Source organism: Citricoccus muralis (assembly GCF_003386075.1).
GTDB classification, from domain to species: domain Bacteria; phylum Actinomycetota; class Actinomycetes; order Actinomycetales; family Micrococcaceae; genus Citricoccus; species Citricoccus muralis.
The window spans coordinates 1,355,173-1,368,610 of the sequence record NZ_QREH01000001.1 but is presented as its reverse complement, the minus strand read 5'-3'; the positions used below and the strand labels follow the sequence as shown (position 1 = coordinate 1,368,610).

The 13,438-nt window shown below is 69.9% G+C and carries 11 protein-coding genes; 9 read left to right on the top strand and 2 right to left on the bottom strand.

Going from position 1 to position 13,438, the window contains the following annotated elements; translation table 11 throughout:
- The first annotated feature begins 23 nt into the window (after positions 1 to 23).
- The gene (locus C8E99_RS06040; RefSeq protein WP_115931532.1) at positions 24 to 2,036 is read left to right on the top strand and encodes an AMP-binding protein; all 2,013 of its coding nucleotides are present in this window, start codon (positions 24 to 26) and stop codon (positions 2,034 to 2,036) included.
- 1 nt (position 2,037) lies between these two features.
- On the opposite strand, the gene C8E99_RS06035 is transcribed toward C8E99_RS06040, so the two are convergent.
- Positions 2,038 to 2,841, bottom strand: coding sequence for a response regulator (locus C8E99_RS06035; RefSeq protein WP_115931531.1), 804 nt, complete (start codon positions 2,839 to 2,841; stop codon positions 2,038 to 2,040).
- Positions 2,831 to 4,624 carry a sensor histidine kinase gene (locus C8E99_RS06030; RefSeq protein ID WP_170144535.1) on the bottom strand — a complete coding sequence of 598 codons (1,794 nt, stop codon included), beginning with the start codon at positions 4,622 to 4,624 and terminating at the stop codon, positions 2,831 to 2,833. The genes C8E99_RS06035 and C8E99_RS06030 overlap by 11 nt, the downstream gene beginning before the upstream one ends.
- A 239-nt stretch (positions 4,625 to 4,863) precedes the next feature.
- Here C8E99_RS06030 and C8E99_RS06025 point away from each other — a divergent pair, with 239 nt between their 5' ends.
- The 8 genes from C8E99_RS06025 (at position 4,864) to der (ending at position 13,413) form a co-directional block, all read left to right on the top strand.
- Positions 4,864 to 6,327 carry a cation:dicarboxylate symporter family transporter gene (locus C8E99_RS06025; protein WP_115931529.1) on the top strand — a complete coding sequence of 488 codons (1,464 nt, stop codon included), beginning with the start codon at positions 4,864 to 4,866 and terminating at the stop codon, positions 6,325 to 6,327.
- Positions 6,328 to 6,545: 218 nt separating this feature from the next.
- Positions 6,546 to 7,403 (top strand): ParA family protein, encoded by an 858-nt coding sequence (locus tag C8E99_RS06020; RefSeq protein ID WP_115933263.1) that lies wholly within the window; start codon positions 6,546 to 6,548, stop codon positions 7,401 to 7,403.
- A gap of 41 nt (positions 7,404 to 7,444) precedes the next feature.
- Positions 7,445 to 8,350: a segregation and condensation protein A gene (locus C8E99_RS06015; protein WP_245952448.1), complete on the top strand. Its 906-nt coding sequence runs from the start codon at positions 7,445 to 7,447 to the stop codon at positions 8,348 to 8,350.
- Positions 8,347 to 8,922, top strand: coding sequence for an SMC-Scp complex subunit ScpB (scpB, locus tag C8E99_RS06010; protein ID WP_115931528.1), 576 nt, complete (start codon positions 8,347 to 8,349; stop codon positions 8,920 to 8,922). Before C8E99_RS06015 ends, scpB begins: the two co-directional genes overlap by 4 nt.
- Before the next feature lie 65 nt (positions 8,923 to 8,987).
- On the top strand, positions 8,988 to 9,995 hold the full coding sequence (locus C8E99_RS06005) for a pseudouridine synthase (protein WP_115931527.1): 1,008 nt from the start codon (positions 8,988 to 8,990) through the stop codon (positions 9,993 to 9,995).
- A complete protein-coding gene (locus tag C8E99_RS06000) occupies positions 9,995 to 11,110 on the top strand; it encodes a prephenate dehydrogenase (RefSeq protein WP_115931526.1) in 1,116 nt (371 codons plus the stop codon). The genes C8E99_RS06005 and C8E99_RS06000 overlap by 1 nt, the downstream gene beginning before the upstream one ends.
- A complete protein-coding gene (gene cmk / locus C8E99_RS05995) occupies positions 11,111 to 11,854 on the top strand; it encodes a (d)CMP kinase (RefSeq protein ID WP_115931525.1) in 744 nt (247 codons plus the stop codon). It abuts the gene before it with no gap.
- Complete coding sequence (gene der, locus C8E99_RS05990; protein WP_115931524.1) at positions 11,851 to 13,413, top strand: ribosome biogenesis GTPase Der; 1,563 nt, start codon at positions 11,851 to 11,853, stop codon at positions 13,411 to 13,413. The genes cmk and der overlap by 4 nt, the downstream gene beginning before the upstream one ends.
- Positions 13,414 to 13,438: the final 25 nt, after the last annotated feature.

Sequence of the window (13,438 nt, the reverse complement as noted above, 5' to 3'; positions counted from 1 at the left end):
GACTCACGTTCTAGATTGGCCCCATGTCCTCAACGTCCTCAATGCGTGAGCCCACCCCGCCCTCCGAGCCCTCTGCACCCTCAGAGTCGTACGAGTCCATCTACCGCAGGTCCATCGAGGACCCGGAAGGATTCTGGCTGGAGGCCGCCGGTGCCATCGATTGGACCGAGCCGCCCACCCGAGCTCTGGACGACGCGGAGGCCCCGATCTACCGGTGGTTCCCCGGGGCCCGGTTGAACACGGCGGTGAACTGTCTGGACCGGCACGTGGCGGCCGGCCACGGCGAGCGCACCGCGATCATCTATGACTCGGCGGTGCTCGGCACCGTGGAGCACATCACCTACGCGGACCTGACTGACCGGGTGTCCCGCTTCGCGGGGGTACTGGTGTCCCTGGGCGTCGGCCGGGGGGACCGTGTGGTCATCTACCTGCCGATGACGCCGGAGGCGCACGTCGCCATGCTGGCCTGCGCCCGGATCGGTGCGGTGCACTCCGTGGTGTTCGGCGGATTCGCGGCCCGGGAGCTGGCGGCGCGCATCGATGACGCAAAGCCGACGGCGATCGTGACCTCCTCCGGGGGCATCGAGCCGAATCGGCGGGTGGAGTACCTGCCCGCGGTGGCCGAGGCCGTGGCCCTGGCGCAGCATCGGGTCGAGGCTGTGGTGGCCAAGCACCGCGAGGGTTTCGAGACCAGCTTGGAGTGGGCGCGGGCCAGTGTGCGGGACGGCGTCGGGAATGAGGCCGGGAACGCATCCGAGGCTGGAACCCGGTGGATCGACTGGGACGAGGCCGCGGCCGAGGCCCAGCCGGCGGCGCCCGTGGACGTGGCCGCCACGGATCCGCTGTACATCCTCTACACGTCAGGGACCACCGGCTCGCCCAAGGGCGTGGTCCGGGACCATGGCGGGCATGCGGTCGCCTTGGCCTGGACCATGGCGAACATCTACGACGTCGGTCCCGGGCAGACGATGTTCACCGCCTCGGACGTCGGCTGGGTGGTGGGGCACTCCTATATCGTCTACGCGCCGCTGCTGGTCGGGGCCACCACCGTGCTCTACGAGGGCAAGCCCGTAGGGACCCCGGACGCCGGGGCGTTCTGGCGGGTGGCCGCCCAGCACGGGGTGCGCTCACTGTTCACGGCACCGACCGCCCTGCGGGCCATCCGCAAGGTGGACCCGGAAGGAGCCCTGGCCGGGGACCATGATTTGTCGGCCCTCCAGACGCTGTTCGCGGCGGGGGAACGTCTGGATCCGGAGACCCAGGGCTGGATCGGTGACCTGCTGGGGGTGCCGATCGTGGACAACTGGTGGCAGACCGAGACGGGCTGGCCGATCGGCGCCAACCCAGTGGGACTGGAGGCCCTGCCCATCAAGACCGGCTCCTGCACCCGGCCCACTCCGGGCTACGCGGTGGAGATCCTGGACGGGAGCGGGCAACCCGTGGAGGCCGGGATCGAGGGCAACATCTGTCTCCGGTTGCCCCTGCCGCCGGGGACCCTGACCACGTTGTGGGGCAACGACCAGCGCTTCATCGACTCCTACCTCAGCGCCTTCGAGGGGTACTACGCCACGGGCGACTCGGGGCTGGTGGACGAGGAGGGCTACCTCTTCGTGATGGGCCGGACGGACGACGTCATCAACGTGGCCGGCCACCGGCTCTCCACGGGCGCCCTCGAGCAGGCGCTCGCCGCCCACCCGGCGGTGGCCGAGTGCGCGGTGATCGGATTGGCGGACCCGCTCAAGGGCCAGCGGGCCTCCGGCTACGTGGTGCTCAAATCCGGGGTGGAGGTCGAGGGTGCCGCCGGGATGGAGGAGCTGCTGGCCGAGCTGCGCGCCACCGTCCGCACTTCGGTGGGCGCCGTGGCCGACTTCAAGCAGGTGGCTGTGGTGGACGCGCTGCCGAAGACCCGGTCCGGGAAGATCCTGCGCAAGACCATGCGGCAGATGGCCGATGGCGAGGAGTACGTGGTGCCCTCCACCATCGAGGACCGTTCCGTGCTCGACGCCCTCGCGCCGACCCTCCGCACCGGCCCGTAGGCTATCCGGGCGTGGGGCCGCGACCGGACCAGCGGTACTCGTTCTCCGGCCGTCCCGGCGTGCCGTAGCGGGGCGAGCGGTCCACCAGTCCCTGCCGGAAGAGGTGCTCCAGGTAGCGCCGTGCCGTCACCCGGGACGTCCCGACGGCGGCCCCCACCTCACCGGCGCTGCGTCCGGCCGCCGGGCCGGCCTCGGAGGGCCCGCTGCCTGAGCTGTTGCCGGAGCTGCTGCCGGAGTCCGGGGCAGGCCCGGTGACCGCAGCCGGGGCGGAGCGGAGCAGATCCACGATGGCGTCGAGGGTGCCCTCGGTCAGCCCCTTGGGCAGGGCGGCCGGGCCGGTGCTGCCGCGATGGCGGAACGCCCGGTCCACTTCCGCCTGGCTGCGGACCGACCCGGTTCCGGCGAGGCCGGTGGACAACTCCCGTGCCGCTCGCAGGCGTTCGGCGAATTCGGGATAGCCGAAGGGCTTCACCAGGTACTGGACCACGCCCAGGGCCATGGCCTGGCGGATGGTGGGTACGTCGGTGGCCGCGGTCATGGCCACCACTGCCCCGGCGAATCCCGCCGATCGCATCCGGCGGAGCACCTCCAAGCCGTGTCCGTCCGGAAGGTTCATGTCCAGCAGCACCAGGTCCACGCCGAAAGAGCCGTGTTCGCGCCACTGGGTGGACAGGAACCGCACCGCGTCGGCCAGGGTGGGGGAGAGATGCACCTGCCGGTAGCCGCCGGCCTGGGCCAGGTACTCCCCGTAGGTGTCTGCCGCCAGGACCTCGTCCTCCACGATCAGCACGCGCTCACCGGTCATGATGGTCTCCTTCCGTCCTCGTGGGTGGCGTGTTGTCCGCCGGCCGCCGTGGTGGGTGGACGACGTCCGCCGGCAGGGGCAGCTCCACGGTGAACACGGTGCCGGAATCCAGGGCCAGCTCCACGTCCCCGCCCAGCGAGAGCGCCGTCTGCCGGACCAGGGCGAGGCCGATGCCCCGGCCGGCGGAACCTGCGGGCTTGGTGGAGAAACCCAGGTCGAACACGTGTCCGCGGTCCTCCGGGGAGGGGCCGGAACCGCCGTCGGCCACCTGCAGGACCAGCCAGCCGGCGTCGGTGTGGGCCTCCGCCTCCACCCAGCGGTCCTCCGCCGGCCGTGCTGGCTCCGCTGCCGCGTCGATCGCGTTGTCCACCAGGTTGCCGAGGATCGTCACCAGATCCTGTGCGGAGAATCCGGTGGGGGAGTCCACCTCGATCCGGTAGTCCATCCGCACCCCGCGCTCGCGGGCCTGGGCGGCCTTGGCCGCCAGCAGGGCCTGTACCGCCGGTTCGCCGGTGGGATCCAGCGGGCCCGGTTGGGCGGTGCCGGCCGCCACACCGGAGGCCAACAGGTCGCGAGCCTGATCGATTCGGCCCAGTTCCACGAGGGACAGCACCGTGTGCAACCGGTTGCCGTGCTCATGTGTCTGGGCACGCAGGGCATCGGTCAGGGACCGGGTGCTCTCCAGCTCTCGGTTCATCTCCTGCACCTCCGTGCGGTCGTACAACGTCACCACCGTGCCCCCGTCGGTGCCGGCCGGGGCCGGCTGTCTCCGTCCACGCCGCCACGCAACCGGTGTCCGGAGCCGCGCCGGTGGGCCGGCCGGGCGGGTGCGGTGCTGGTTGACCACCAGGATGCGGCCGGGGACGGCGAACAGCTCGTCCTGGGTATCCCGGCCGGACTCCAGCAGTCCGGCCAGTGGGCGTGGCAGGTCGAGATCCGTGAGCGAGACGGTCCCCGGTGTGTGGTCTGGCCGGTGGCCGAAGGGCGGGAGGCCGAGCAGGACGGCCGCGCGGTCGTTGTACAGGCTCAGCTCGCCGGTGCCGGAGACCAGCACCATGCCCTCGTTGATGTTGTGCAGGGCGGTGTCCAGCACAGTGAACCGATGGGCCAGCTCCTCCGGGCCGAGCCCGTGGGTGGTCCGGCGGATATAGCGGCCCAGGGCGATGGAGCCGGCCAGCCCGAGGGCGGCGACGAGTCCCATGCCCAGCAGGATGCGCGGGATCTGGGCGGTCGCCGCGATGTCCAGTTCGGAGACGCGGTGGCCCACGCCGACAATGCCGACCACCTCGGCCCCGGGGGTATCCGAGGACAGGACGGGGACCAGGGCGCGGAGGGAGAGGCCGGCGGGCCCGGTGGCCACCGTGTCGACCTGGTCCCGGCCAACCAGGACGGCAGAGAGGTCGTCCGGGTACCGGGTGCCGTTCTGGGCCGGGTCCCGGTGGGCGACCCGGGCGTAGTCGGTGCCGAAGAACGTCACCCAGTCCACCTGGGCCTGTGCGGCCAACTCGGTGGTGAGCGGTTGGAGTGCCGTGCTGGGGTCGGCAGACAGGAAGCCGTCACGGATCCGCTCCTCGTCCGCGATCAGGCGCGCCGTGGAGAGCACATTGTCCCGCTCCAGCCCGTAGACGGTCCGCTTGGTCTGCTGGTAGCTGACGGCCACCAGGGCGACGGTGAGCACCAGGAGGCCGAGCAACTGGGCCACCGCCAGCCGACGGGCGATGCTCCACGGACGCCGGGAGGCTCTGGACGTGTCGTGGCGGGAGCGCAGGCGTCGCTCGTCCACTCCGCCTCCCGTCGTCGATCCCGCCGTCCTGCCCACCGTGATTCCTCGCTCTTCGCCATGAACTTTATGACCGCAAGGGTGATGTGACGCACATCCCACGGTGATGATCGTCCCAACGAAGAGACCGTGCGTCACCGGCCACCACTGTAGAGGACACCCCCATGACGAACCCATCTGACCAGGCCGCGACGCGGCACGCCCCCGTCGGCCCACCGGCGTCGGGTCCCGCAGCAGACCGGATGCCGGCCAAGCCGGCGAAGAAGAAGGACCGCACACACTGGCTGTACATCCTGGTGATCGCCTCGGTGATCCTGGGGGCCGCCGTCGGGCTGATGTTCCCGGAGTTCGGCAAGTCCCTCAAGCCGCTGGGCGACGGCTTCGTCTCGCTCATCAAGATGATGATCGGCCCGGTCATCTTCTGCACCATCGTGCTCGGCATCGGGTCCATCGCGAAGGCCGCCACCGTGGGCAAGGTGGGCGGCCTGGCGCTGCTGTACTTCATGGCCATGTCCACCTTCGCCCTGGGCCTCGGACTCGTGGTCGGCAACCTCGTCCACCCGGGTGAGGGCCTGGCCCTGACCCCCTACGATCCTGACGCCGCCCAGGCGGACCTGGATCCGACCGTCGCGTTCCTGCTGGACATCATCCCAGGGTCGGTGCCGGTGCTGCCGGTGCTGTTCGTCGCCCTGCTGGTGGGCTTTGCCCTCCAGGGCATGGGTGAGTCCGGAAAGCCGCTGCTCAAGGGCCTCACCCTGATCCAGGGTGTGGTGTTCCGCATCCTCATGATGATCATGTGGATCGCGCCGGTCGGCGCCTTCGGTGCCATCGCCGCCGTCGTGGGCTCCACCGGTTGGTCCGCCATCGGTGCCATGGCCCTGCTGATGGGCGCCTTCTATGCCACCTGCGTCGTGTTCATCGTGGTGGTGCTCGGCACCCTGCTCCGCCTCGTCACCGGCGTGAGCATCTTCAAGCTGATGAAGTACCTGGGCCGCGAGTACCTGCTCATCTTCGCGACCTCCTCCTCTGAGTCCGCCCTGCCGCGCCTGATCGCCAAGATGGAGCACGCCGGCGTGCACAAGTCCGTGGTGGGCGTCACCGTGCCCACCGGGTACTCCTTCAACCTGGACGGGACGGCCATCTATCTCACCATGGCGGCCCTGTTCGTCTCCAACGCCATGGGCCTGGAGATGAGCCTCGGCGAGCAGATCGGCCTGCTGGTGTTCATGATCATCGCTTCCAAGGGCGCCGCCGGTGTCACCGGCGCCGGCCTGGCCACCCTGGCTGCAGGTCTCCAGGCACACCAGCCGCAGCTGCTCGGCGGCATGGGCGTGATCGTGGGCATCGACAAGTTCATGTCCGAGGCCCGCGCCCTGACCAACTTCACCGGCAATGCCGTGGCCACCATGCTCATCGGCAAGTGGGTCGGAGAATTCGACCCGGTCAAGGCTGACAACGTGCTTTCCGGGCGGGACAAGTTCGACGAGGAGATGGTGGTCGGGCATGGCCTGGGCGACTACTCCGACGATCGTTCTGCCGAGCGCTCCGCGGAACGTGGGCAGCCAGGCGCCGGTCAGGGTGCACCCGAGTCCGGGAACCAGGGGCGCCCCTTCGACCCGCTCGAGTCGCCGACCGCTGCCGAGCAGGCCTTCGAGGGCCACCCGGAGTCCAGCCTCAACGTGGTCGGCTCGGCCCCGCAGCGTTGAGGTCCCGGCGACATATCACCTTCAGGCTGCGGTTGAACGTCAAGGCTCGCCGTCAAGGACGGGGAATTTTCCGGGCGGACGCCGATCCGGACTAGGGTGTATCCATGCCGCAGCAGCTTACGTTGTTCAGCGTGGGCGACCTCACAGCACGGCGGACACATGGACCTACGGCAGGAGACGGCAGCATCGTGAACCAGGAAGAGCCCACGCCAGTCCTCATGATCACCGGTGACCCGGTCATCGGACCCACGGGACGGCCCAAGCATGAATTCCCGGAGCCGGTGCAGTTGGAAACCCACGGTCCAGCGCGCGTGATCTCCATGGTCAACCAGAAGGGCGGGGTCGGCAAGACGACCTCCACCATCAACCTCGGTGCCGCTTTGGCCAGCTACGGCCGGCGAGTGCTCATGGTCGACTTCGACCCCCAGGGAGCCCTCTCCGCCGGCCTCGGGGTCAGCCCTCATGAACTCGACACCACCGTGTACAACGTCATGATGGAACGGTCCGTCACCGCCCGGGATGCCATCGTGGAGACCGAGTTCGAGGGCATCGACCTCCTGCCGGCCAACATCGATCTCTCGGCGGCGGAGGTCCAGCTCGTGAACGAGGTGGCCCGGGAACAGGTCCTGGAACGGTCCCTGCGCCAGGTCCGAGACGACTATGACGTCATCCTCGTGGACTGCCAGCCGTCCCTGGGCCTGCTGACCGTCAACGCCCTGACCGCCTCCCACGGCGTGATCATCCCGCTGACCGCCGAGTTCTTCGCCCTGCGCGCCGTGGCGCTGCTCGTGGAGACGATCGAGAAGATCCAGGACCGCATCAACCCGGACCTCGAGATCGACGGCGTGCTGGCCACCATGTTCGATGCCCGGACCCTCCACTCGAAAGAGGTCGTCAGCCGCCTCGTCGAGGCCTTCGGTGACCGGGTCTTCGAGACCGTGATCAAACGCTCCATCAAGTTCGCCGATGCCACCGTGGCCGCCGAACCCATGACCACGTTCGCCCAGAACCATGAGGGCGCCAAGGCCTACCGCACACTGGCCCGCGAACTGATCTGGCGCGGCGGGGCGCCGTGACCCCAGGCGCCGGGGCAGCCGCCCCGGACGTCGCCAGGAACCTGGCCGGCGGCCTGTCCGAGAACCTGGACGCCGAGGACGGTGTCCCCTCCGGGTTCTCCGTCACCCTGACCAACTTCGCCGGACCCTTTGACCTGCTGCTCTCCCTCATCGCCCGCCGGCAGATGGACATCACCGAGGTGGCGCTGGCCGAGGTGACGGACGAGTTCATCGCCTACGTGAGGACCCTCCGGCATGACGCCGGTGCCGGGCTGGACCCCGAGCTGGATCCCGGCCGGGCCGAAGGGCAACGAGGCCGGCCGGACCTGGCCGCCTTGGATGCCTCCAGCGCCTTCCTCGTGGTCGCGGCCACCCTGCTCGACCTGAAGACGGCTCGGCTGCTTCCTGCCGGCACCACGGACGCGGAGGAGGACGTGGCCCTGCTCGAGGCCCGAGACCTGCTGTTCGCCCGACTGCTGCAGTACAAGGCCTTCCGCGACATCTCCACGCTCCTGAGCGAGAAGATGCGGGCCGAGGCCCGTCGCTTCCCGCGCCAGGCCACGCTGGATCCACGTTTCGCGTCCCTGCTGCCGGAGTTGGTGTGGACGCTGAGCCCCGAGCAATTCGGCGCGCTGGCCGAGGACGTCCTCGCCCGGACCCCGAAGCCGGCGGAACAGGTGAGCCTGGAGCACCTGCACGCCCCAGCCGTCTCGGTCCGCGAACAGACAGGCCTGCTGGCCGCCCGGTTACGCGAGGCCGGCCGGCTCGCCTTCCGCGAGTTGGTGTCCGACGCCGGCTCCACCCTCGTGATCGTCGCCCGTTTCCTCGCGCTGTTGGAGATGTTCCGGGATCGCGCCATCACCTTCGACCAGGAGGTCCCGTTGGGGGAACTGGTGGTCCGGTGGGACCCGGATGCCCCCGACGAGAGGCCGGAACCCGGTCCCGATGACGACGAGGAGTGGTCATGAGCGAGCTCGAGGATGTGCGCGGACAACTCGAGGCCGTGCTGATGGTCGTGGACGAGCCCGTCACCGTGGCTCAACTGGCCGAGGCGACCGGTGCAGACGCCCGGCAGGTGGCCGATGTGCTCTCAGCCCTCGCCAGCGACTATGATGGACTGTCTGGCTCCCCACGGCGCGGCTTCGAGTTGCGCGAACTTGCCGGCGGCTGGCGCATCTACTCCCGTCCGGCCCATGCAGAGGTGGTGGAGCGGTTCATCGTCGAAGGCCAGACGGCACGGTTGACCCAGGCCGCCCTGGAGACCCTGGCCGTGGTCGCCTACCTGCAGCCGGTCACGCGATCCCGCGTGGCGGGAATCCGCGGGGTGAACTCCGATTCGGTCATGAGAACCCTCGTCAGCAGGGGCCTCGTGGCGGAGGCCGGCAGCGACCCGCACTCCGGGGCGGTGCTGTACGAGACCACGGGCTACCTGCTGGAGACGCTGGGGGTGGGCAGCCTCCAGGAGCTGCCCAAGCTCTCGAACCACCTGCCCGGCCTGTCGGAACTGGCCGGTATGGACCAGACTGAATTCAACACCTGACCGCCGTCCAGCAAGACGGCACACCACTCCGATCAATTGAACACAACGAAGAGGACAGAACACTGATGAATGACCGCAAGCCGGGAGGCTCCGGAAAGAAGAACAACAGCTACCGCAGCAAACCTCAGCCGAGCAAGCCCCAGCAGGGCAAGCCCGGCAAGGGCCAGTCCTCCCCGGGGCAGCCGCGCAAATCCTGGGGCACCCCGGGACCCGGGCAGAGGGGCGGACCGTTCCGCGACGACTCCAAGAAGGGGTACGACCGCAACCTCGGGGCGGCCAAGAAACCCACCCGCCCCAACCGTGCTCAGCGGGAGCAGAACTTCTCCTCGGTCCACACCCCCGAGGGTGTGCGCCTGCAGAAGGTTATGGCCTCCGCCGGTGTGGCTTCCCGCCGGGTCTGTGAGGACCTGATCGCCGAGGGACGTGTGGAGGTGGACGGCAAGGTCGTCACCGAGACCGGTATCCGTGTGGATCCGGACACGGCCGTCATCCACGTGGACGGTCTCCGCCTGCAGCTGGACACCACCCTGCGGTACTTCGCGTTCAACAAGCCCCGCGGCGTCGTCTCCACCATGGACGACCCCGATGGCCGGCCGTGCATCTCCGACTACCTCAAGAAGGGCAAGTACGACTCCACGCGCCTCTTCCACGTGGGCCGCCTGGACACCGAGACCGAGGGCCTGCTGTTGCTGACCAACGACGGTGAACTGGCCAACCGGCTGACCCACCCGAGCTTCGAGATCCCCAAGACCTACCTCGTCCAGGTCCACGGTCCGATGGCCAAGGGCGTCGGCGCGCAGCTCAAGGAGGGCATGCAGCTCGAGGACGGCTTCGCCCAGGTGGACTCGTTCAAGCTGGTGGACTCCACGCCGGGCCACGTGCTGGTGGAGGTCGTCATGCACTCCGGCAAGAACCGGATCGTGCGCCGCATGTTCAAGGAGGTCGGGTACCCGGTCGAGCGCCTCGTCCGGGTGAAGTTCGGCCCCATCAGCCTCGGCGACCAGAAGCAGGGCACCATCCGCCAGATGGGCCGCCAGGAACAGGGCCACCTCATGGCCGCCGTGAACCTGTGATGGCGCCACGGGGTATCCCCGAACCGGTGCTGATCCGCGGAACCGGGCTGCTGGGCACCTCCATCGGCCTCGGCCTGCGGTCCGCCGGAGCGGACACCTACCTCTCCGACCCCTCCCCGTCGGCCCAGGCGGTCGCCGTGGACATCGGTGCCGGCCAGGCCTTCCCGGGTGACCTCACGGCAGCCCCGTCGCCTGGCGTCGTCGTGGTGGCTGCACCACCGGATGTCGCCGGGCAGGTCGTCATCGATTCGCTCGTGCGGTTCCCGGGTGCCGTCGTGCTGGACATCGCCTCCGTCAAGGGGGCGATCCGGCGTGAGGTGGACGCCGCCGTCGTGGGCGGGACTCTGACGCCGGCGCAGGCCGCACGGTACGTCGGCACCCACCCCATGGCCGGGCGCGAGCGATCCGGTCCGGTGGCCGCCCGCGGTGCCCTGTTCACCGCCGCCCCGTGGGTGGTCTGCGCGAAGGGGGACACGTCGCCGGAGGCCGTGTCCGCCGCGGAGGAGATCGCCCGGGTGCTCGGGGCCACCGTGCACCGGATGTCCGCCGAGGACCATGACGCCTCGGTGGCCCTGATCTCCCACTTGCCGCAGATCGCCGCCTCACTGGTGTCGTCGCGGCTGCAGGAGACCCCGGCCCAGTCCCTGGCCCTATCCGGCAACGGGCTGCGGGACACCACCCGCATCGCGGCGTCGGATCCGCAGCTGTGGGTTCAGATCCTGGCGGCCAACGCGCCGGACATCCTGCAGATCCTCTACGGGGTGCGCGAGGACCTGGACCGGCTGATCACCACCATGGAGGAGCCCCTGGCCCCTGGAGCCCGGCTGGACATCGCCCAGCTGATCGCCGAGGGCAACGCCGGCCACGCCCGGATCCCGGGCAAGCACGGCGCCCCGCCGCAGGCCTTCGCCGTGGTCACCGTGATTGTGGACGACACCCCGGGGCAGATCTCAGCCGTCCTGCAGGATGTGGGGGAGGCTGGCGTCAACGTGGAGGACCTGCGCATGGACCACTCCGCGGGCCACGAGGTGGGGATGCTGGAGATCTCCGTGCTGCCCGGGCGCAAACAGGATCTGACGGACGCGCTGACTGCGCAGGGATGGAAGGTGGTCTGAATGACCGAGACGACAACCCCAACCGGGCTCCGGCCCCCGAGCCAGCGCCTCGTCGTGGCCGTGGACGGGCCCTCCGGCTCCGGCAAGTCCTCGGTCTCCCGGGCCATCGCCCGCCGGCTCGATGCCGCCTACCTTGACACCGGCGCCATGTACCGGGCCGTCGCGTGGCACTGCCACCATCAGGGCGTCCTCGACGACCCTGACGCGGTCGTCGCCGCGGTCCAGGACATGGACCTGGTCCTGTCCGTGGATCCGGACCACGAACGAGTGGTGGTGGGCACCGACGACATCACTGAGGCCATCCGCGAACCCGGCATCTCCGCCGTCGTGTCCGTGGTGGCCACCAACCGTGCCGTGCGCGAGCTGCTCGTGGCCCGTCAGCGCGCCGAGATCGACGCGCACCGCAAGATCGTGGCCGAGGGGCGGGACATCACCACCGTGGTGGCTCCCGACGCCGACGCGCGGATCCTGCTCACCGCGTCCGCCGAGGCACGCACGGCCCGCCGCGCCGCCCAGCTGGGAGGCACCGTGGAGGCGAAGGATCTGGCCGAGCAGGTGTCCGGCCGGGATGCCAAGGACTCCACCGTGGTGGACTTCATGACCCCCTCCGACGGGGTGGGCCTGGTGGACTCCACCGAACTCGATTTCGAGGCGACCATCGAGGCCATGCTGGCCGAGATCACCCGCCAACAGTCCAACCGGACAACACAACAGACGACCAACCCGGAAGGGGACCGCGCATGAGCACCGAGAACAGTGCGTCACGCGACGCCGGAGCATCAACGCCGGACGACGGCACCGAGTACCAGCCGATCGGCAGTGACCAGATCGAGGAGAAGCTGGCCGCCCTCTCCGACGAGGAGGCCCATCAGCGGGCCGAGGCCCTCCGAGCCGGGCTCGAGGACTACGACCTCGACGAGGAGGACACGGCACTGCTGCGCGGCTGGGAGGACGGTGACCCCGAGCCCGAGGAGGCGCCGGCACCCCCGGTGCTCGCCGTCGTCGGGCGCCCCAACGTGGGCAAGTCCACCCTCGTCAACCGCATCATCGGCCGCCGGGAGGCCGTGGTGGAGGACGTGCCCGGGGTGACCCGGGACCGCGTCAGCTACGAGTCCGAATGGGGCGGCAAGACCTTCACGGTGGTGGACACCGGCGGTTGGGAGCATGACGCCAAGGGCATCCACCAGCGCGTGGCCGAGCAGGCCGAACGCGCTGTGGACGTGGCCGACGCCGTCCTGTTCGTGGTGGACGCCACGGTGGGCGCCACCTCCACCGACGAGGCCGTTGTCAAGCTGTTGCGCCGCAAGGGCCGCCCCGTGCTGCTCGTGGCCAACAAGGTGGACGACATCTCCCAGGAGGCCGATGCGGCCTCGCTGTGGGGCCTGGGCTTGGGCCAGCCGTTCCCGGTCTCCGCCGTGCACGGCCGGGGGACCGGCGACCTGCTGGACGCTGCCATGGATGCCCTGCCCGAGGTGACCGCCTACGGTGGGCTCATCCCGCGCGGGGGCCCCCGTCGAGTGGCGCTGCTGGGCCGGCCGAACGTGGGCAAGTCCTCGCTGCTGAACCAGCTCGCCGGTTCGGACCGCGTGGTGGTGGACGAGACCGCCGGGACCACGCGTGACCCGGTGGACGAGCTCGTCGAGCTGGGCGGCCGCATGTGGCGCTTCGTGGACACCGCCGGCATCCGCCGCCGGCAGCACATGGCCCACGGCTCCGACTACTACGCCTCGCTGCGGACCCAGTCTGCCCTCGACAAGGCCGAGGTGGCCGTGGTGCTGCTGGAGGCCTCGGAGGTGCTCTCCGAACAGGACGTGCGCATCCTGCAGCTCGTGCTGGACTCCGGCCGGGCCGTGGTCCTGGCGTTCAACAAGTGGGACCTCATGGACGAGGACCGCCGCACCTACCTGGAACGGGAGATCGACCGGGACCTGGCCCACGTGGCCTGGGCGCCACGCGTCAACCTGTCGGCCAAGACCGGCTGGCACAAGGACCGCCTCGTGCCCGCCCTGGACACGGCGCTGGACTCCTGGGACACCCGTATCCCGACGGGCAAGCTCAATGCCTTCCTCGGTGAGCTCGTGGCGGCTCACCCGCACCCCGTGCGTGGCGGCAAGCAGCCCCGCATCCTGTTCGCCACCCAGCCCTCCACCCAGCCGCCGCGGATCGTGCTGTTCACCACTGGGTTCCTGGAGCCCGGCTACCGCCGCTTCATCATCCGGCGCCTGCGTGAGACGTTCGGTTTCGAGGGAAGCCCGATCGAGCTGGGCATGCGGGTGCGCGAGAAGCGGACCAGGAAGCGCTGAGGCACGGGGCGTAGGGTCGGTCCCA